The sequence below is a fragment of the Paractinoplanes ovalisporus genome (assembly GCF_016834655.1).
Taxonomy (GTDB): Bacteria; Actinomycetota; Actinomycetes; order Mycobacteriales; family Micromonosporaceae; genus Actinoplanes; species Actinoplanes ovalisporus.
The window spans coordinates 170,019-189,007 of the sequence record NZ_JAENHP010000015.1; the positions used below are offsets into that span (position 1 = coordinate 170,019).

Annotated in this window: 16 protein-coding genes; 5 read left to right on the forward strand and 11 right to left on the reverse strand. The window is 70.3% G+C overall.

The window, feature by feature from the left end; all coding sequences use genetic code 11:
- Positions 1-285: 285 nt before the first annotated feature.
- Together JIG36_RS34475 and JIG36_RS34480 are read right to left on the reverse strand one after the other, a co-directional pair.
- Positions 286-2,523 (reverse strand): hypothetical protein, encoded by a 2,238-nt coding sequence (locus tag JIG36_RS34475; protein ID WP_203380600.1) that lies wholly within the window; start codon positions 2,521-2,523, stop codon positions 286-288.
- 172 nt (positions 2,524-2,695) lie between these two features.
- Complete coding sequence (locus tag JIG36_RS34480) at positions 2,696-2,905, reverse strand: dodecin (RefSeq protein WP_202992302.1); 210 nt, start codon at positions 2,903-2,905, stop codon at positions 2,696-2,698.
- Between the two features lie 476 nt (positions 2,906-3,381).
- On the opposite strand from JIG36_RS34480, the gene JIG36_RS34485 reads away from it, so the two are divergent.
- Positions 3,382-4,098, forward strand: a complete 717-nt coding sequence (locus tag JIG36_RS34485; RefSeq protein ID WP_236048715.1) for a GNAT family N-acetyltransferase — start codon at positions 3,382-3,384, stop codon at positions 4,096-4,098.
- A 141-nt stretch (positions 4,099-4,239) separates the two neighbouring features.
- Here JIG36_RS34485 and JIG36_RS34490 read toward each other — a convergent pair whose 3' ends face one another.
- Positions 4,240-5,049 carry a phytanoyl-CoA dioxygenase family protein gene (locus JIG36_RS34490; RefSeq protein ID WP_236048716.1) on the reverse strand — a complete coding sequence of 270 codons (810 nt, stop codon included), beginning with the start codon at positions 5,047-5,049 and terminating at the stop codon, positions 4,240-4,242.
- 56 nt (positions 5,050-5,105) lie between these two features.
- Between JIG36_RS34490 and JIG36_RS34495 the strand changes: the two genes are divergently transcribed.
- Positions 5,106-6,143, forward strand: coding sequence for a LacI family DNA-binding transcriptional regulator (locus JIG36_RS34495; RefSeq protein WP_203380603.1), 1,038 nt, complete (start codon positions 5,106-5,108; stop codon positions 6,141-6,143).
- A gap of 80 nt (positions 6,144-6,223) precedes the next feature.
- Positions 6,224-7,777, forward strand: coding sequence for a M28 family peptidase (locus JIG36_RS54360; RefSeq protein ID WP_307873026.1), 1,554 nt, complete (start codon positions 6,224-6,226; stop codon positions 7,775-7,777).
- A 95-nt stretch (positions 7,778-7,872) separates the two neighbouring features.
- Here the strand turns inward: JIG36_RS54360 and uppS are convergent, their stop codons facing one another.
- Positions 7,873-8,655, reverse strand: a complete 783-nt coding sequence (gene uppS / locus JIG36_RS34510; RefSeq protein ID WP_203380604.1) for a polyprenyl diphosphate synthase — start codon at positions 8,653-8,655, stop codon at positions 7,873-7,875.
- A 249-nt stretch (positions 8,656-8,904) separates the two neighbouring features.
- Here uppS and JIG36_RS34515 point away from each other — a divergent pair, with 249 nt between their 5' ends.
- On the forward strand, positions 8,905-9,777 hold the full coding sequence (locus tag JIG36_RS34515; RefSeq protein ID WP_203380605.1) for a universal stress protein: 873 nt from the start codon (positions 8,905-8,907) through the stop codon (positions 9,775-9,777).
- 42 nt (positions 9,778-9,819) lie between these two features.
- Positions 9,820-10,683: a universal stress protein gene (locus JIG36_RS34520; RefSeq protein WP_203380606.1), complete on the forward strand. Its 864-nt coding sequence runs from the start codon at positions 9,820-9,822 to the stop codon at positions 10,681-10,683.
- Between the two features lie 311 nt (positions 10,684-10,994).
- On the opposite strand, the gene JIG36_RS54365 is transcribed toward JIG36_RS34520, so the two are convergent.
- The 7 genes from JIG36_RS54365 to JIG36_RS34555 are packed head-to-tail and all read right to left on the reverse strand — an operon-like array spanning position 10,995 to position 18,933.
- On the reverse strand, positions 10,995-12,473 hold the full coding sequence (locus tag JIG36_RS54365) for an FGGY-family carbohydrate kinase (RefSeq protein WP_203380607.1): 1,479 nt from the start codon (positions 12,471-12,473) through the stop codon (positions 10,995-10,997).
- Positions 12,474-14,078: a fucose isomerase gene (locus JIG36_RS34530; protein WP_203380608.1), complete on the reverse strand. Its 1,605-nt coding sequence runs from the start codon at positions 14,076-14,078 to the stop codon at positions 12,474-12,476.
- Positions 14,075-15,049: a ketose-bisphosphate aldolase gene (locus JIG36_RS34535; protein ID WP_203380609.1), complete on the reverse strand. Its 975-nt coding sequence runs from the start codon at positions 15,047-15,049 to the stop codon at positions 14,075-14,077. Before JIG36_RS34535 ends, JIG36_RS34530 begins: the two co-directional genes overlap by 4 nt.
- Positions 15,049-15,681 (reverse strand): class II aldolase/adducin family protein, encoded by a 633-nt coding sequence (locus JIG36_RS34540; RefSeq protein ID WP_203380610.1) that lies wholly within the window; start codon positions 15,679-15,681, stop codon positions 15,049-15,051. The genes JIG36_RS34535 and JIG36_RS34540 overlap by 1 nt, the downstream gene beginning before the upstream one ends.
- Entirely contained in the window at positions 15,678-17,141 is a 1,464-nt protein-coding gene (locus JIG36_RS34545; protein ID WP_203380611.1) for an FGGY-family carbohydrate kinase, read from the reverse strand. The genes JIG36_RS34540 and JIG36_RS34545 overlap by 4 nt, the downstream gene beginning before the upstream one ends.
- Positions 17,138-18,022: a carbohydrate ABC transporter permease gene (locus JIG36_RS34550; protein WP_203380612.1), complete on the reverse strand. Its 885-nt coding sequence runs from the start codon at positions 18,020-18,022 to the stop codon at positions 17,138-17,140. Before JIG36_RS34550 ends, JIG36_RS34545 begins: the two co-directional genes overlap by 4 nt.
- Positions 18,019-18,933, reverse strand: a complete 915-nt coding sequence (locus tag JIG36_RS34555; protein ID WP_203380613.1) for a carbohydrate ABC transporter permease — start codon at positions 18,931-18,933, stop codon at positions 18,019-18,021. Before JIG36_RS34555 ends, JIG36_RS34550 begins: the two co-directional genes overlap by 4 nt.
- Between the last annotated feature and the right edge of the window lie 56 nt (positions 18,934-18,989).

The window sequence follows — 18,989 nt, forward strand, 5'->3', positions numbered from 1 at the left end:
GAAGCCCGCACGCCTGAAGTGGCAGCGCGGAATGCAACGGGAACGCCAGGGCGCTCACCGCCCAGCAACGCTGGACCGCCGAGGAAAACAGGCCACTCGCGCGGGCGATGGGCGTCGTGACGGCCACCCGTACGGCCTCCTCGGAACCCACGATGCGCAGGCCGCTCCTGGCCCGAGTACAGCCGTGTAGAACAGTTCCCGCGTCAGCAACGGTGACGTGGCCGGCGGCAACACCAGCGAGACCCGGTCGAACTGGCTGCACTGACTGCGGTGCACCGTCAGGGATCAACAGCGGATCGGGTTGCTCACCAGCCCGCCCGGGTTGACGACGTCCTTGCAGACCCCGACCCGCAGGACCGACCAGTCGTCGTAGTTGCGGTACGCGTTGTTGTTGATCCCGTCGGCCTTGGGGTGCAGCCACACCTCCCCGCTGCTCGCATAGGTGATGGCGGCGGCCACGTTGATGCTGAACGGCTTCTCGTAGAACAGGTCGACGCCCGAGGCCGTACGCCACTTGTTGTCGAAGTGGACGTCGAGGCCCACCCGCTGCCGCTTCACGCCACCGGTGACCCGGACGTGGGACATCATCATGCGGGCGACCCGGTCGGAACCGCGGGCGTAGACGATGTAGAGACGGCCCTGCTCGCTGATCCGGCCCGGCGGAACCCACGCCATCGCGGGCGCACCCGCGACCGGTCCCGGCCGGCTCTCCATGAGGTCGGTCTTCTCCCAGCGGCGCGTCCCCAGGTTGCGGTACCACAGGTCCAGCTTGTCGTCGGCACCAGCGAACAGCGCGTAGAGGCCGGCCTGCCCGTTGAGCGTCGCGATCACCGCGCCGGGACGGAACATCGAGCCGGCCGGGCGGGACAACGCGCCTCCGGCCGAGGAGAAGATCGGGGCCGGAAGTCCCGTGACTCCGGCGCTTCCGGCGTTCCAGGTCACGTACCGGTTGTCCGGGGCCACCGCGAACACCAGCGTACGGGTGGAGTCGCGGACGATCGTCGGGCCGCTGCCGGGTAAAGCCTGTCCGGAGAGCCGCGTCCACGGCGTCCACTGCTCCTGGCCGGCCACCGTGACGCTGCGCCGCTGCCACAGGTTGCGTTGGTCGTCGCCGGCCACGACCAGCAGCACCGGCCGTGTCGCGGAACCGACCTCGGCCGCGTCGACCGTCACCATGCGGCCGGGAGCGCCCGCACCCTGCGAGCTCGACCAGGTCGCGCCCCGGCAGCCTTGCGGCTCCGGTTCCGGGCAGGCCCACGCCGAGGCCGACGTCGAGTAGCGGACCTGACCGTTCGACACCACGAACGCGTACAGCCGGCCGGAATGCCGCACCAGGGCCGGCGACTGGGCACTCCGCAGATCGGCGACCCGGGTCTTGTTCCACCGGGTGTACTCGCAGCCGCCACCGCCCAGCGACAGATTCACGTAGGCGCTGACGTACTCCCCGGCCGGCGCGAACTCACCGTCGCGGTTCCAGTCGACGTGACCCCGCACCCGGTCCACGTAGTAGCCGAACACGGTCGTCAGCCGGTCGAAGAACGCGTCCGAGGCGTTGGCCGCCACACCGTGCTCCTGGACCGACAGATTGTTGAGGGTGGGCCCCTCGGTGATCCGGCCGTCGGCAAAACCGGTCGATCCCGAGCCGAAGGCGTAGTTCATCATGCTGGGATAGTTCGGCTTGCAGTTCACGTCCGGTTCGAGACCGTAGACGCCGGCGTGCCCCAGCCCGAGTGAGTGACCGGTCTCGTGCGGCGCCACGAACGAGCTGTCGAAGTTGTACGACGCCGTGAAACCGGGCGCGGTCTGTCCACCGCCACCGCTGTAGGCGAGGTGGTAGCGGAAGATGCCGCGCCGCTCGGCCCGCATGTGGATCGGCCAGGCCTGGCTCGCGCGCACCCCCCGGTAGGTGTCGCCCTCCTTGACCGCGTCCACGGCCGTATATCCGCCCCAGTCCCCGAAGATCGTCGCGTCGGCCGCGGTCTCGGGCGCCCGGCCGATGTCCAGATGAACCGAGATACCGGGTTTGCCGTCGGGGTTCTGCAGCGAGGCCGCGTGCCGGGCCCGCACCACGGGGTCGGTGGTCGCGTGGTCGCCGTAGAACTCCGCGAACTTGCGAGCCACCGCCGCGCTCATGAAGCGCCGTGTCCCGGCGTTGTTCTCAGCCAGCGTGCGGCGCATGAAGTCGACCTCGACGAAGAGGTCCTTGTGCCGTGGATCGGCGCCCCACGACGGCAGCGGAAGCGACGGTGTCCCCACCAGTTCCATCCGGTCCGAGATGCCGTCGCCGTCGGTGTCTCTGGGGTCGGCCAGGGCGGCACAATCCACACCCGGCGCCGAAGCCGTACGGGAGGAGCAGGTCCCCGCGGCGGCTTCGACCTCACGGGTGAGGCCGTCGCCGTCCTCGTCGGTCTGCCACCCGAGGTTCGTCGAGGGCGCCCTCGGCTGAGCACGCGCGACGGTTCCGTTCGCCGCCACGGCAGCGATGAGGGTTACGGTCAGGATTCCTTGTGCCGCACGGTTCATGGCGATGTTCCCTACGGGCGTGTTTCGTCGACGGTTGCGGTGCAACGGCCCACATTCGCATCGCGGGCAGGCGCCGGCGGAGTCAGAAATACGCCCTGGAGCGGGTATTAGTACGTGCTCGAGGGAGCCGCCATGTGCTCCCTCGGCACTGTTCTGTCAGTCCTAGGCTTTGTCAGTCCTCGACGCGGAAGCCGATCTTCACACGGACCTGGAAGTAGGCGACGTCACCGTCAACGACCTGGCCCCGGATCTCCTGCGATTCGAACCACTCGATATTGCGTACGGTCTGGGCCGCCTTGCGGATCGCCGTGCGGATGGCGTCGTCGACGCTCTCCTGGCTGCTCCCGACGACCTCGGTGAGCCGGTAGACGTGATTGCCCATGACAGCCTCCTCGAGTCGGATCTCCCCACTCAACCAGACCCCGGCCGACCGCGCCCCCGGAAACTATGGCCGGCCCTGCAAACCCCACCCCGTTCACTGGGTGGGGTGAGCAAACCAGGCAGGTCTGACACTTTTCCGTGGTCATCCACAGCCACGCCACTCCCCTACACACCCCACCCCGGTCACTGGGTGGGGCGAGTCAACCAGGCGGGTCCGACACTTTTCCGCCGCCATCCACAGCCACGCCACTCCCCTACACACCCCACCCCGGTCACTGGGTGGGGTGAGTCAACCAGGCGGGTCTGACACTTTCTCGCTGTCGTCCACAGCCCCTCCGCTGACGTGAGCCCGGTTCGCTGAAAATGCGTCGCGGCGGCGGGGCGGGCTGGCTACGGTGCCGGGCTATGGGGTCTCTTGTACGGCACCGACTGGGTACGGCTGACCTGGGGCGAGCTCTCCGGCCGCTCGCTGAGTGGATGCCCGTGGATGCGCCGGGCGGAGGTGTGCATCCGGGGGATCTCGGGTGGCAGACACGGTTCGACGGGGCGGAGTTTCTGCTCTGGACCGTCGACGACGAACCGGTGGCGGCGGGCTATTCCGATGGTGGCGTGCTGCGGGTGACTGCGGCGCCGGGGGCCGACCGGCAGGCTCTGGCGGCCGACCTGGCCGAGGGGGATGACCGGGCGGTGGACGGTGTGCCCATGCCGGGGTGGGGGCGCGACGAGGAACGCTGGTCGGTCATGTCCTGGGCGCCTCGGGCGGTGGAGAGCCGGGCCGAAGCGGTTGACTACGCATCGGCCGGGGATCGGGTTCTGGTTCAGAGGGCCTCGTTTGCGAACTCCATTTTCACGCTCGACAAGTGGCAGCGGATGCACGCTTCGCCCGCGGCGGGGCTGGCCGTCGAAATGCTGGTGCGCACGCCGTCGGGCGAGCCGGCGGCCGCGGCGACCGGGTGGTTCGCGGGGGTGGGGCGGTGCGGGCTGCTCGAACCGGTGGGCACGCATGAGGATCACCGGGGGCACGGTTACGGGCGCGATGTCGTACGGGGTGTGTGCGCCGCGCTCGCCGGGCGTGGGGCGAGCGCGGTCGCTGTGGTGACGCCGTCGGCCAACGTGGGGGCGGTGGCGCTCTACAAGTCGGCCGGGTTCACGGTGCTGCGCGAGAACCAGGACTGGCTCCGGCCCGCCGCGTAACCAAGCCAGAACCAGGAACCAACCCCGACCCACCACGCAACCAAACCAGAACCAGGAACCAGCCCGGCCATGGGCGTGACAAAGCCGAACCGCGACCGGATCCGGCCCCGTACATGGACAGGACGCGACCAGAATCGGGGGTCAGGCCTCGCCCATCACCAGGCCCTCGATGGTGTGCTTCTGGGTGATCGGGGTCAGCTTGTCGACCACGGGGCAGCGCAGGTGGTCGCGGACCTCCGGCGGCAGCGCCTCCCAATAGGGGCGGGTCACGGCCATGTCGTGTTTGTCGCCGTTCGTGGCGTCGGGGGCGTCCACGCCCAGCACCAGCACCGGGCGGGACAGCTCGGACCGGTTCGCGGTGCCGCGGTGGATGGTCAGCGCCGAGCGGGCCGAGATGTCGCCGCGCTGGGGGTATTTGCGGACGGCCAGTTCGTTGTAGCGGGCGTAGTGCGGCTTCGGCGGGAACATCTCGTGGCCGAACTCGGGGCTGTCGTCGAACTGGGTTCCGGGGGCGATCTCGAACGGGCCCATGTCGTCGGTGGTGTCGACGCCGGTCAGGTTGAAGGCGAGCGAGTTGAGCCGGCCCTCGTCGCGGGTGACGGCGGGCATCGGGAAGTCGCGGTGCCACGGCTGGTTGACCGCACCGGCGAACGGGATGTCGAAGCCGAGCTCGACGATCTCGTACTGCGGGCCCAGCACAGCGGTGCAGACCGCGGTCACCCACGGATGGGTCACCAGATCGACGAAGCCGCGTAGTTGTTCCGGGTGAATTTCCACGTAGTACCGCTTCGGGCCGCGGCCCACGGCGCCGCCGGGGCGGTCCTTGGCCTCGGCGAACGCGGTCTCGATGTCTTCGCGCATGGTGTCGGCCCAGGAAGCGCTGAACGCGCCGCGCAGGGCGGTGATGCCATCGGTGTAGATCGCCTCGCGGGCGGCTTCGCCAACATTCATGACTCTCATATTGCAACGTGGCATGCCACGTTGCAAGTGCTGGGTAGGATGGCCGCGTGGGAGCCAACCTGAGGCAGGTCGCCGAGCGCGCCGGCGTCTCCGTCCGCACGGTGTCGAACGTGGTGTCCGGCTTTCCGCTGGTCGCGCCCGAGACCCGTGAGCGCGTGCAGCGGGTGCTGGACGAGATGCAGTACAAGCCGAACGCCGCCGCGCGCCACCTCCGCGGCGGTCGGTCGGGGCTGGTCGCGCTCGTGCTGCCCGAGATCGCTTCGCCCTATTTCGGCGAGCTGGCGGGGCATCTGGCCGACGGCGCCGAGACGTACGAGTGGACGCTTCTGGTGCAGCAGACCGGCGGAGATCCCTCCCGGGAAAGAGAACTGCTCGATGGCGTACGCGGTCAGGCCGTCGACGGCTTGATCGTGAGCCCGTGGGCCCTGTCGCCGGCCGAGCTGACCCGCCGGCCCGACAGCGCCCCGCTCGTGCTGCTGGGCGAGCAGGACGCCGAGGGCCTCTACGACCACATCGCCATCGACAACGTGGCCGCGGCCGCCGCCATGACCACCCACCTGATCGCGAGCGGCCGCACCCGCATCGCCGCCATCGGGCTGCAGCCACACCTCGAGAACGGCACGGCGGCACGGCGGGCCCAGGGATACCGGCAGGCGCTGGCCGCGGCCGGAATCCCGTACGGGAAGGAACTGGAACTTGACGTGGAGAGCCTGCACCGGGCCGACGGCGCCGCGGCGATGCACCGGCTGCTCGACGGCGGCGCCCGGGTCGACGCCGTGTTCTGCTTCAGCGACCAGCTCGCCCTCGGCGCCATGCACGTCGCGATCGAACGCGGGCTGAGCGTGCCGGGTGATATCGCGGTGGCCGGTTTTGACGACATCGAGGACGGCCGGTACGCCAATCCCGCGCTGACGACCGTCTCGCCCGACAAGGCCGCGCTGGCCGGCGCCGCCCTGTCCTGCCTGGCCGAGCGGGTCAGCCGCCGCGATGATCCGCCGCCCGCGCGCCGGATCATCGTGCCGCACCACCTCGAAGTGCGAGGCAGCGCTCCGTCAAATGGTGGTGCCGGTCAACCAATCGATTAATTTAGGTTGGTGGATATCACGATCATCTCTGAAGCAGAGGAGAGCACAACGTGGTGTCTCGCTCCATTCGTCTGTTATCGGTGACCGCCGTGGCCGTGCTGCTGGGCGGATTCACCGTCGCGCAGCCCGCACAGGCTTCCGGCAATTCCACGAAGGACCTGGCGAAGGCCGTCACCCTGGCCGGTGTCATGCGGCATCTGGTGGCCTTCCAGGCGATCGCCAAGCTCAACGGCAACACCCGGGCTTCGGGAACGCCCGGGTTCACCCGCAGCGCCGACTATGTGGCGACGCTGATGCGGGCGGCGGGTTACAAGGTGACCCGCCAGCCGTTCTCGTTCAACTTCTGCGAGGACGACGCTTCCTCGTTCGCGCAAACTGCACCCACCCCGACCACGTACGTGGATCAGGTCGACTACGACGTCATGGACTGCTCGGGCCCGGGCACCGCCACCGGCGCCGTCGTCCCGGTCGACCTGCAGCTGACCACGCCGAACACCAGCAGCTCGGGCTGTGAGGCCGCCGACTTCGTGGGTGTCGCCGGCAAGATCGCACTCGTGCAGCGCGGCACCTGCAACTTCGGCGTCAAGGCGGCCAACGCGGAGGCGGCCGGCGCGATCGGCGTCATCATGATGAACCAGGGCAACACCGATACGCCCGACCGGCAGGAACTCTTCCTCGGCACGCTCGGCGACCCGGTCGGCATCCCGGTCATCGCGGTGTCCTACCCGCAGGGGGTCGCGTTCGCCGGCACGGCGGGCCTGACCGTCACCATCACGACCGACACCGTGGCCGAGGTGCGCCAGACCGAGAATGTCATCGCCGAATCGCGGTACGGCAACGCCGACAACGTCGTCATGACCGGCGCCCACCTCGACTCGGTTCCGGCCGGGCCGGGCATCAACGACAACGGCACCGGCAGCGCCGGCATCCTCGAAACCGCGCTGCAGGCCCGCAACCTCAAGACGAAGAACAAGCTGCGGTTCGCATGGTGGGGCGCCGAGGAGGCCAACCTGGTCGGCTCGACGTTCTATGTGAACAGCCTGTCCGAGGCCGACCACGCGAAGATCAAGCTGTATCTGAACTTCGACATGATCGGCTCACCCAACTACACATTCGGTGTGTACGACGGTGACGACTCGGCCGCCACCGGCGCCGGTCCCGGGCCGGCCGGTTCGGCCCAGATCGAGCAGGTCTTCCTGAAGTTCTTCGCGGCCCGCAAGCAGGCCACGGCGGCCTCCGACTTCACCGGCCGCTCCGACTACGGCCCGTTCATCGGCACCGGCATCCCGGCCGGCGGCCTGTTCACCGGGGCCGAGGTCGAGAAGACCGCCGACGACGTCACCAAGTGGGGCGGCATCGCCGGGGTGGCCTACGACCCGTGCTACCACCAGGCATGCGACAGCTTCACGCCCGAACGCGACGGCGCCGACAAGGCCGTCTATGCCCAGCTGCGCAAGAAGTACAAGCTGGTCGGCAACGTGAACACGTTCGCCCTCGACACGAACGCCGACGCCGTCGCGACCGCGGTGGCGACCTTCGCCCAGGACATCTCCTCGATCCCGCCGCGCCCCGCGGCCGCCGCCGCCCGCTCCGCTCCGGCCGCGGTCGACGTGCACGGTCACGCCCACTTCTAGAAGCTCGTCGCACCACCCGCCAGGGGCATACGAACGGTATGCCCCTGGCGGCCGTTCCGCGTCGTAGCACCTGCTCCCCCGCTGAGCGGCCGGTTTCAGGCGCCGAAGCGGCGGTGGCGCGCGGCGTAGGACCGCAGCGCCCGCAGGAAGTCGACCTTCCGGAAGCCCGGCCAGTAGACGTCGGTGAAATGCAGCTCGGAGTAGGCGGCCTGCCAGAGCAGGAAACCGGACATGCGCCGTTCGCCACTGGTCCGGATGACCAGGTCGGGGTCGGGCTGCCCGCTGGTGTAGAGGTGGGTGGCGATCTGGTCGGCGCTCAGCCGCTGGGCGATGTCGTCGATGCTGTGCCCGGCTCGCCCCTCCTCCTCCAGCAGGCAACGGATCGCGTTGAGGATCTCCTCGCGCCCGTCGTAGCCGATGGCCACGTTGAGGTGGAACCCGGCTTCGTGGTGCCGGGTGGCTTCCTCGGCCAGCTTGAGCGCGTGCCGGGTGGAGTCGGGCAGCACGTCGAGCCGGCCCGCCGTGTGCACCTGCCAGACGCTGGACGACCGGGTCAGCCGCTCGGCGACGACCTCCTCGATCATGCGCATCAGGTTGTCGACCTCACCCGAGTCCCGCTTCCGCAGGTTGTCGACGGACGCCACGAACGCGGTCACGTGCTTGATACCGATGTCGGCGCACCACTGAAGAACCTCGTCGAGGTGCTCGGCGCCGTAGCGGTGCCCGACCCGGGTGTCGGCGAACCCGGCCTGACGCGCCCAGCGCCGGTTCCCGTCCATCACGATCGCCACGTGCCGCGGCAGGCTCGCGCCGTCCAACTGGGCCCGGAGACGCCGCGCGTAGAGCGAATAGGCGGCGCCCTTCACTGACTTCCACATGCGCCGGATCCAACCACCGCGAAGCCCCGAACTCCGTGGTCTCCCCGGTTCCTGCACAGAACCCTCACAAAGCGCCGCCGGCCCTGACCCGGCGCCCCTCAGTGCCGTGGAGCGTGCGGGTCGGGACGGCCGGACGCTGACGCACGCCCGATACGCGGGCCGGAAGTCCTGCCGGTACGGGACCTCACGCACTGCCTGCGGAATATCGACACGGATCACGATGAAAGGAGAGCTCGAGAAGGAGGAGCCATGAGGACCAGAGCCATCGTCGTCGGGACCGACGGCACCGAGCCGAGCACCGTCGCCGTGGACTGGGCCGCGCACGAGGCCGCGCGCCGCCGTCGGCCCCTGCGGATCGTGTACGCCTTCGACTGGGACTGGCAGGAGGCGCGTTACTCCGCCGGCAACGAATACGTCGATGTCGCCCGCAAACTGGCCGAGGCGGTCGTGGCCGCGGCCTGGGACCGGGCCCGTGAGATCGCGCCGGACGTCACCATCGAGACCAGCACCCTGATCGGGCAGGCCACCCCTCGGCTGCTCGAAGCCGCGCGCGAAGCCGAACTTCTGGTGCTGGGCAGCCGCGGCCGCGGCGGCTTCGCCGGGCTGCTGCTCGGCTCGGTCAGCCAGCGCGTCGCCACCCACGCCGCCTGCCCCGTCGTCGTGGTCCGCGGTCACGCCGCCACCGCCGGTGGACCGATCGCGGTCGGGATGGACGACTCGCCCTCCGCCGACCTGGTCATGGACACCGCCTTCACCGCGGCCACCGAGCAGAACTGCCCGCTGACCATCGTGCGCAGCTACCTGCCGGTCATCCCGCTGTGGCTGTCCGACGTGGCACCGCCAACGGTGGACACCCCCGAGCAGGATGCCGCCGAGCGTGAGCGGCTCGAGGAACAGCTCGCCCCCTGGACCGCCAAATACCCGGACGTCCCGATCACCACCGTGGTGACCCACGAGAGCGCCGGGTTCGCCCTCGAACGAGCGTCCCGGCACGCCCGCCTGGTCATCGTCGGACACCGCGGCCACGGACTGCTCGCCGGCGCGTTCCTCGGCTCCACGACCCTACAGCTGTTGCATCACGCCGCCTGCCCCGTCCACGTCGTCCGGCCGCGCCCGGCCTGACGGGAACAGCCCGGCACGACCCTCCCGAGAGGAGACGCCATCATGACCGCCCGCAGAATCACCGTCGGCTACGACCGCTCCCCGGACGCCAAGGCAGCCGCCCGATGGGCCTTGGACGAAGCGTTGCGCACCGGCGCCCCGGTGGAATTCCTGTACGCCTACGAGTGGCCGACCTGGCTGCCGGCGACCTCGACGGTTCCGGCGCCGTCGGTCTGGCCCGACGGCGAGACCGACCGGGCCATCCGCGGCGCGCTGCACGAGGCCGTCGCCCTGGCCAAGCAGACCCACCCGTCGGTGCCCACCCACATCACCTTTGTTCACAACAGCGCCGCGCTCGAGCTCATCGGCCGCTCCGCCGACTCGAGCCTGATCGTGCTCGGTTGCCGGGGACACAGCGCCGTCACCGGCCTGCTCGGCTCGGTCAGCGTGGCCGTCAGCGCCCACGCCAAGTGCCCCGTCGTCGTGGTGCGGGGCGACCCGGCCGCGGACGCGCCGGTGGTGGTCGGCGTTGACGACTCCGCGCCGGCGCAGCTCGCCCTCGCGTTCGCCGTGGAGGAGGCCGTCGCCCGCAACGTCGCGCTCCGCGTGATCCGAGCCTGGCCCCCCGTGACCGGCATCTGGGAGGAGAGCCCGATGGTCGCCCGCGCGGTGACCGGACAGGAGCGCCGCCCCTTCGACGAACTCGTCGCCGACTGGCGGCGGAAGCACCCGGAGCTTTCCATCACCGCCGAGGCCGTGGTCGAGCACCCGGCGGCCGCGCTGGTCGAGGCGAGCAGGGACGCTCAGCTGCTGGTGGTCGGCACCCGGGGACGTGGCGCCGTGCGCGGCATGGTGCTCGGCTCGGTCAGCCAGCACCTGCTGCGCCACGCCGCCTGCACCGTCGCCGTGGCCCACGGCGACCACTGAGCCGGAACCGACGGCCGGGCCACCGGTCAGGCCGTCGGCACCTCGGTGCGGACCGAAACCACACCGGGCACCGTACGGGCGAGGACAGTGACGACCGCCCGCGCGGACTCGTCGGCGTAATCCCCCGTCACCGTGGCCGGGCGACATCACCTCGGTGACCGTTCCCGGCCGCTCGGCCGGATCCGTGTCCGGGAGGCGGCGTGCATGGGCGGTGGGGTCCGGCGGGACCCGGTGCCGCAACAGGTCCGAGCGATCAGTCCTTCCCCCTTGAGCGTTCCGCAGCCGAACCCGCAGCGGCAGGGCCGAAGGACCTACCCGGTCGCATCCTCTCCGAGGCGGTGGATCAGCGGGGCCGTCGAGCGGTACAACTCCAGGTAGTCGTCGAAACGAGCGTCGTAGAGGCCGGCCACGGCCGGGTCGGGCTTGATGTGGCGTACGGGTGGGTTCCAGGCCGCGGTCTCGGACGCGGTGGCCGCCCCGACCGCCTCGGCGGCCAGCATCGCGTCACCGTAGGCGGCGCCGACCGTCTCGCGGGGCAGCACCTGTTCCAGGCCGGTCACGTCGCTGACGATGTGGGTCCACAGGTCGCCGGTGGTGCCTCCGCCGACGGGAACAACACGGGCAGGCCGAACGCCTGCCGAAGTCATCGCGGCCAGGTTGTGCCGTACGCCGAAGGCCACGCCCTCCAGCGCCGCCCGGTAGAGGTGGCCCCGGGTGTGGGCCAGGGTCAGCCCGGCCACCACGCCCCGGGCCCGGGGGTCGAAGATGGGCGTCCGCTCGCCGGCCAGGTAGGGCAGCATCAGCAGGCCCTCACTGCCGGCGGGGACGTCGGCGGCCTCGGTGGTGAGGGACGCGAAATCGGCGCCGGTCAGGTCGGACAGCCACGCCGTGGCCGAGCCGGCCGTGGCCATGCCGCCGGCCAGACAGGTGACCGCGGGACGCACCCCGACCGCGGGCCACAGGTGGGCACTGGTCAACCGGCGGTCGGCCATCGCGATCAGGAACATCGTGCTGCCGTACATCAGCATCACGTCGCCGGGGTCGCGCACGGCCACGCTCTCGGCCTCGGCCCAGGCGTCGATCGTGCCCGCGGTCACCGGCAACCCGACAGGCAGCCCGGTCGCCGCGGCCGCCGACGGCGTCACCCGGCCGGCGACTTCGTTGGCCCAGGCCAGCGGCGGGCGCTGCACCGACGGCGCGATCTCGTCCCACCATTTCTCGTCCCAGGTGCCGCTCCGCTGGTCATACAGGGGGCTGACCTGGCTGGCCGAGTGGTGGTCGAGCACGTACGCCCCGGTCAGGCGGTGCACCAGGAACGAGCTCGCCATGAACAGCTTGCGGGTGGCCGCGAAGACCGACGGCTCCCGCAAAGACAGCCACAGCAGCTTCGGCCCGATCGCCTGCGAGGTCAGCACCGAGCCGCGCTCGACGATCGCCTCCGAACCCCACCGCGAGGTGAGCAGCTCGATCTCTTCCGACGCGCGGGTGTCGATGCCGTACAGGATGGCCGGCCGCAGGGGCCGGCCATCCTCGTCGGCGGGCAGCAGGCACGGGCCGATCCCGCTGACCGCGAGCCCGGCCGGACGGTGCCGGGTCTCGGTGGTGAGCTCTCCGATGACGCGCCGGAAGTCGGCCCACCAGACGGTTTCCGCGTCGTGCTCGAACCAGCCGGGTCGCGGGTTGCTGGTGCCGTGCGCGACCTGGGCCCGGGCGACGACCCGGCCGTCCGCCGAGACGGCCACGCCCTTGGTGCTGGCGGTGCCGACGTCGACGCCGAGAAACACGTCCACTCAGTCCTCCTGGATCCCGCAGAGGTTGACGTTCAGGCCGAGCTGCTGCGCGGCGAGCGCCTTGGCCGCCAGCACCTCGTCGGCGGCGGCCGCGTCCAGCGCGTAGCTGACCTGGATGTGGTTGGACTTGTGGCGGGCCATGAACTGGTCGCGGCTCACCCCGTGCAGCACAGCGTGCATGATCGGCCACTCGGGCGTGGTCGCGGCCCAGCGGCGTTCGGTCTCGGCCGCCGGCAGTTCGACCACGGTGGCCCGGCCGAGGTCCATGTGCAGTTCGCCGCCCTCGACCCAGATGCGCGACCAGACCAGCTCGCCGGGGCGGGAGACGCCACGCACGGTGCCACCGCCCATCTTGAAGTAGAGCGGGGGCTGGCGCCTCGAATCGGTGCCGGCATAGCCGCCGACGTTGAACGAGGGTGGGACGGCACCGGAGATCTCGAAGACCCACACGAAGTCGTCGACCGTGCCGCTGGCGTCGGCGTCCCCCCACCGTACGTCGTGCAGGGTCGTCTCCACCGGCTGGCCGAGCGCCCGGCTGATCCTCGTGGTGAGCAGCGCGTCCAGCCCGGAGCCCTCGTCGGCCTCGTTGAACAGGGTGATCGGCTCGCCGTCGCGGATGACACTGCCGTCGGCCCGGGTCACCGGCGGCCGTTCGGCGTTGTTGAGCAGCCCCTCGGCGAGATCGGAGGCGGGCAGCACGTCGGCCAGGCCGAGCTGGTACTGGATGCCGATCACGTCGACACCGAACCGGTCGGCCATGCGCGCGATGGCCGCGTACATCCGCAATTGCAGGATCACCTGCTCGCGGGTCAGCTCGGTCTCGGCATCAGTGCCGAAGTGGAACGTCATCCCGCGTTCGGTGAGCCAGTCGAGCGACCGCGCCGCCTCCTCCTCGGCGACGAGCAGGGTCTCGGCGTACAGGGCCGATTGCGACAGCCGCTCCTTGAAGACGCTCAGCGGGAACAGCAGCTCGTCGGGGATGATGCCGTTGTACATGCCCATACAGCCCTCGTCGAGCACGCCCATGATGACGCCCCGGGCGCGGATGCCGGCCACGACCTCGCCGGCCACCTCGCGGGCGCGGCCGCCGACCGAGGAGCCGTCGAACGGCTTCACGTGCGACACGTCGTGCCGGATGATGCCGTCGCGCAGCCACTCGCCGAGCCGGTCGGAGAACCAGTCGTCGTCGAAGGTGCGGCTCCACACCGTCTCGAACGCGCGGCCCGCCTTGGCCAGCGAGGCGTTGAGGTTGAGCAGGCCGACCAGTCCGGGCCACTCCCCCTCCCAGTTGGCGACGGTCAGCACCGGGCCGCGGTGCCGCAGCAGGCCACCCAGCACCTGCTGCGAGAACATCCAGACGCCTTCGGCCATCACGACCGGCGCGTCGGCCGGAATGCCGGCGAACACGGTCAGTCCCTGGGCCTGCGACGCGATGAAGCCGTGGCCCTCCGGCGTCTCGGCTGGGTGGGCCCGGGTGACGGTGACGCCGCGAGCCTCCAGCGCGGCCACCAGCAGCGCCTCGAACCGTTGCTGGGCGGGCCAGCAGAGCCGGTTCGCCGACAGGCGCTGGTCGCCGTTGGCGACGAGGTAGACGTGATCGATCATGACTGGCTCCCCCCGATGTAGCCGGCCTGACCGGCCGAACCGAACAGCCGCATCCGGGCCGCGACCATGCGCTGCATCGCCTCGCGACCGGCGCGCAGATAGGGGGCGGGGTCGACGTTGAGCCCGTCGGTGCCGAGCGATTCGCGGACGGCCCCGCTGAACGCCAGGTGCGAGTCCATCCCCTGGTTGATCTTGCGGACGCCCATGGCGATCGAGCGGACCTTCTCGGCGTCCGGCACGCCCCACGACTCGGGCAGGCCCGCGCCGTGGCGGTTGTTCTGCTCGCGCAGCTCGGCCGGCAACGACGACGAGCCGTGCATGACCAGGTGCGTCTCGGGGACCTGGGCCGCGATCTTCTCGATCAGGGCCATGTGCAGCACCGAGCCGTCGGGCGGGGAGTCGAACTTGTACGCCCCGTGCGAGGTGCCGATGGCCACCGCGAGCGCGTCGACGGCGGTCGCGGCCACGAACTCGCGCGCCTGGTCGGGGTCGGCCAGCACGATCGCCGCCCGGGATCCGTCGGTCTTGGAGCCGCCGATCGTGCCGAGCTCGCCCTCGACCGAGATGCCGCGCGGGTGGGCCACGGCAGCGACCTTGGCGGTGACGGCCACGTTCTCGTCGAAGGTGGCGGGCCGGCCGTCGTGGTTGAGGCTGCCGTCGATCATCACGCTGCTGAACCCGTTGTCCATGGCCCGCACGCACGTCTCGTACGTGGGCCCGTGGTCGAGGTGCAGCACGATCGGCAGCTGCGGGTAGCCGTCGATGAGCCGGTGCAGGCCGGCCCAGAACCGTTCGTCGCTCGCGTGCGCGGTGACGCCGGCCAGCGAGGCCAGGATGACCGGCGATTCGGCCTCGGCCGCCGCGTCGAGCACGGCCTCGGCCTGCAGCACGTCGCTGACGTTGAACGCGCCGACCGCGTAGCCGCCGGAGCGGGCCTGGTCGAGCGCCTGGCGCAGGGTGACGAGGGCCATCAGAGCGACCCGGTGATGCCGAGGGACTTGTAGTCCAGGACGATCGGCTTGTCGGTCAGGGCGCGGGCGTGCACCAGCACCTTGGCCGCGCTCTCGACGGCGACCGTGGTCTTGAACGCGTCGCGCAGGTTGTCGCCGACGGTCAGCAGCCCGTGGTTGGCCCAGACGACCGCGTTGAGGTCGCCCATCACGTCGCACATGGCGTCGCCGAACTCGGTGCGGTTACTCAGCGCGAACGGCATGATCGGCACGTCACCCTTGGTGTAGATGACCATGTTGACCAGCGCGCCGGTGATGGGTTCGCCGGCGACGCCGAACACGTTGGCGAAGACCGGTTCGGTGTGCACGATCGCGTTCACGTCGGGGCGGCGGCGATAGACGGCCAGGTGGACGGTGACCTCGGAGGACGGCTGGTGCGGGCCGCCGAGGACGTTGGCGTCGGCGTCGACCACGACCATGTCGTCGGCGGTCATCCGGTCGTACTCCAGGTCGGTCGGCGTGATGAGGAAGCGGTTCTCGCCGAGCCGTACGCTGATGTTGCCCTGGGTGTTGAAGTTGAGGCCGTACTGCATCGACAGCAGGCAGTAGTCCAGCACGCTCTGCTTGACGGCCTGGAGGTCGAGGTCGGTCACGGTTGCTCCTTTGTTTCCGGCAGGTCCGGCGTTTCCGGGTAGCTGCGGTCGTGCGGGATCAGGGTCGGATAGAGGTCACGGAAGCGCCGCGCCTGTGCGGCGTACCAGTCGGTGGTCGCGGGGTCGGGGGTCAGCGCCGGACCGGCGTCGGGTGCGGGCAGAGCGTCGATCGACGGGTACAGCCCGAGGCCCACTCCCGCGAGCAGCGCCGCACCACGAGCCGAGGCATTTCCCCGTACGGGCGTAAGGGGCCGACCGGCAGCCGACGCGCGAATGCCCAGCGAGCGCGAACTGCGTGCCCCGCCGCCCACCGCGTGCACGGCCCCGGGGTCGATGTCCCGCTCGCCCAGCGCCGCCACGATCTTGCGGATCTCGAAGCCGAACGACTCGAGGAACGCGCGGGCCAGATCCTCGCGGCTGGTGTTCAGGTCGAGCCCGACCACGGCCCCGCGAGCGAGGGGGTCGTTGTCGAGGGTGCCCGACCCGGCGAAGTACGGGAGCACGAGCACGCGCGGCGGCTCGGACGCGGCCTGCTCGAACAGTTCGTCCGGGTCACCGCCGGTCAGCCGGGCGAACCAGTCGAGCGCCCACCCACCGGCCGCGGTGCCGGCCAGCGTGAGCCAGCCGCTCGAACCCATCGCGTACGTCGCCAGGCCCGTCCCCACCAGCGCGCGGGGCCGGGCCGTGGTGCCCACGGTGAGGCAGTCGCTGGAGCCGAAGCTGACCACGCTTCGTTCCCCGGTCCGCCCTCCGCCGCCGAGGTAGGCCGCCGCCTGGTCGTGCGCGCCGGCCACCAGCGGCAGCCCGGCCACAAGACCGTCGATCGCGGTCGTCAGCTTGCCGACGACCGTGCCGGGAGCGACCACTTCGGGCAGCAGCCGCTCGTCGACGCCGGTGGCCCCGAGGATCGCGGCCGACCAGGCACCGGCGTCCACGTCGTACGTGCCGGTGCGGGCAGCCATGCTGGTGTCGATGGCGGGCCGGGCCCCGAGCCGGGCCGCAACGTAGTCGCCGAGACAGCGCAGGCCCGTCGCGCCCGTCCAGCCGGCGACCTTGTAGACCGAGAACATCGGGTGCGCCGGTTGCCCGGTGATCCGCTGAATCGTGTCCTCGCCCAGCTCGGCCGCGACCCGGGCGGCGAGGGCGGCACCGCGGCGGTCCATGCTGACCGGGGCCGGCGCCCGGGCGACCCCGTCGGCGCCGACCGGCACGACCGCCTCACCCTGCACGCTGAACGAGAGCGCCTCGGGCGGGTCGGCCCGCACGGCCGGGTGCGCGGCCACCTCGGCCAGCACCGCGATCGACGCGGCCAGGACCTCTTCGGTGTCGGTCTCGACCAGGCCGGGACCGGGGCGGGCGAGCGTCGTTGACCGCGCCGCCCCGGCCAGCTCGCGGCCGGCGTGGTCGACCGCCACGGCGCGCACGCCGCTGGTGCCGAGGTCGAGGCCGAGCAGGCTCATTTGATCGCTCCGGACAGGCCGTTGACCAGGTGCCGCTGCACGGCCAGGAAGACCACCACGATCGGGATCGAGATGAGCACCAGGATCGCGAACAGCGCGCCGGGCTGGCTCAGGAACACCCCGCGGTAGGCCAGCGGGATCAGCGTCAGCGGCTTGAGCTCGTTGTCCTGCAACGTGACCAGCGGGAGCAGGAAGTCGTTCCAGCTCGACATGGACTGCCACACGGCCACGACCGCGAGGGCCGGCTTGCTCAGCGGCAGATAGATCTTCCAGTAGACGCTGAACTTGTTGGCGCCGTCGAGCACGGCCGCCTCGTACATCTCCTCGGGCACGGCCAGGAACGACGTACGGATGATGATGACCGCGAACGGCAGGCCGAGTGCCGTGTAGACCAGCACCAGGCCGAGCAGGTTGTTGTAGAGGCCCATGCTCTGCAGGATCTTGAAGACCGAGACCACGATGCTCGACATGGGCAGGATCAGGGCCAGGGTCAGGGCCCCGAAGATGACCGCCTTGAGCGGCACCCGCAACCGGGCCAGGGCGAACGCGGTCATCGAGCCGAACAGCATCACCAGCAGCACCGACGGCACGGTGATGAGCGCGCTGTTGATCAGATTCCGCAGGATCGGGTTGTTGGTCCAGATCTCGATGTAGTTGCCGAACGAGGGTTCGGCCGGGAAGAGCCCGTACGCCGTGGTCGACGGGTTCGAGGTGGGCAGCAGCGACAACCCGAGCACCATGACGATCGGGATGAGCCAGAGCACCGCCATCGGGGTCAGGATCAGGTGCGCCCAGTGGGGGCGGCGCTTCTTCCCCCGTACGGGCAAATCGGTTGTCGCCGTGGGGGCCGGCTTGGTCTGGGGCTGGTCGGTGATGGTCATTTCTTGTCATCTCCGGTGAGGAAGCCCGAGCCGAACGCGCGCACCATCGACAGCGAGCTGACCACCGCGATGACCAGCAGCACCACGCTGATGGTGGACGCGTAGCCGACGCTCTGCAGCTGGAACGCCTGCTTGAAGGTGTAGGTCGGCAGCATCTCGGAGGCGTGGTTGGGCCCGCCCTCGGTGAGCACGTAGACCAGCTCGAAGGTCTTCAGCGAACCGATGATGCCGAGCAGCAGCAGCGACAGGTGGGTCGACTTGAGCAGCGGCCAGATGATGGCGGTGACCGTCTTCCAGGTGCTCGCGCCGTCGATCTTCGCCGCCTGGAGCACGCTGTCGTCGATGAGCTGCAGGCCGGCCAGGTAGAACAGCATCGAGAAGCCGGTCCACATCCAGACGTTGACCACGATGGCCGCGAAGATGGCGGTCTTGGGGTCGGCCAGGTAGCCCTTGGTCAGGAACTCCAGCCCGGTGGCCCGGCCGATCTTGGCGAAGACACCGTTGAACGGGTCGAGCATCCGCTGCCAGACGATGCCGACCACGACCGGCGAGAGCACGGCGGGGACGAAGAAGATGGCCCGGTAGATCGAACGGCCGCGGATCTTCTCGTTGAGCAGCAGCGCCAGGAAGAAGCCGATCAGCGCCTGCGGCACGATGGTCAGCAGGATCCACCAGCCGGAGTTCTTCAGCGTGGTGACGAAAATCGGGTCTTTGAGCAGTTCGGTGTAGTTGCCGAGCCCGACGAACTCGCCGACGTTGACGCCGTCCCAGTCGAGCGTGCTGGCCTGGACGTTGTAGACGATCGGGTAGACGACGAAGAGCGCGAACAACGCGAACGTCGGCAGCAGGAACAGCGTGCCGGGAAGCCAGTCCCGGCGCGGTTTCGGCCGGGCGAGGGTTGCAGAGGTCATGATGCTCAGCTCCGTGGCCCGCGGGCGGGAGGGGTGCTCCCGCCCGCGGAGGTAGG

Excerpts from the sequence above, each read along its gene's own strand:
- JIG36_RS34550 (WP_203380612.1), bottom strand. The coding sequence starts at position 18,022 with ATGACCATCACCGACCAGCCCCAGACCAAGCCGGCCCCCACGGCGACA.
- JIG36_RS34490 (WP_236048716.1), bottom strand. The coding sequence starts at position 5,049 with ATGAATGTTGGCGAAGCCGCCCGCGAGGCGATCTACACCGATGGCATC.
- uppS (WP_203380604.1), bottom strand. The coding sequence starts at position 8,655 with ATGTGGAAGTCAGTGAAGGGCGCCGCCTATTCGCTCTACGCGCGGCGT.
- JIG36_RS34555 (WP_203380613.1), bottom strand. The coding sequence starts at position 18,933 with ATGACCTCTGCAACCCTCGCCCGGCCGAAACCGCGCCGGGACTGGCTT.
- JIG36_RS34480 (WP_202992302.1), bottom strand. The coding sequence starts at position 2,905 with ATGGGCAATCACGTCTACCGGCTCACCGAGGTCGTCGGGAGCAGCCAG.
- JIG36_RS34530 (WP_203380608.1), bottom strand. The coding sequence starts at position 14,078 with ATGATCGATCACGTCTACCTCGTCGCCAACGGCGACCAGCGCCTGTCG.
- JIG36_RS34545 (WP_203380611.1), bottom strand. The coding sequence starts at position 17,141 with ATGAGCCTGCTCGGCCTCGACCTCGGCACCAGCGGCGTGCGCGCCGTG.
- JIG36_RS34535 (WP_203380609.1), bottom strand. The coding sequence starts at position 15,049 with ATGGCCCTCGTCACCCTGCGCCAGGCGCTCGACCAGGCCCGCTCCGGC.
- JIG36_RS34520 (WP_203380606.1), top strand. The coding sequence starts at position 9,820 with ATGACCGCCCGCAGAATCACCGTCGGCTACGACCGCTCCCCGGACGCC.
- JIG36_RS34475 (WP_203380600.1), bottom strand. The coding sequence starts at position 2,523 with ATGAACCGTGCGGCACAAGGAATCCTGACCGTAACCCTCATCGCTGCC.
- JIG36_RS34485 (WP_236048715.1), top strand. The coding sequence starts at position 3,382 with ATGCCCGTGGATGCGCCGGGCGGAGGTGTGCATCCGGGGGATCTCGGG.
- JIG36_RS34515 (WP_203380605.1), top strand. The coding sequence starts at position 8,905 with ATGAGGACCAGAGCCATCGTCGTCGGGACCGACGGCACCGAGCCGAGC.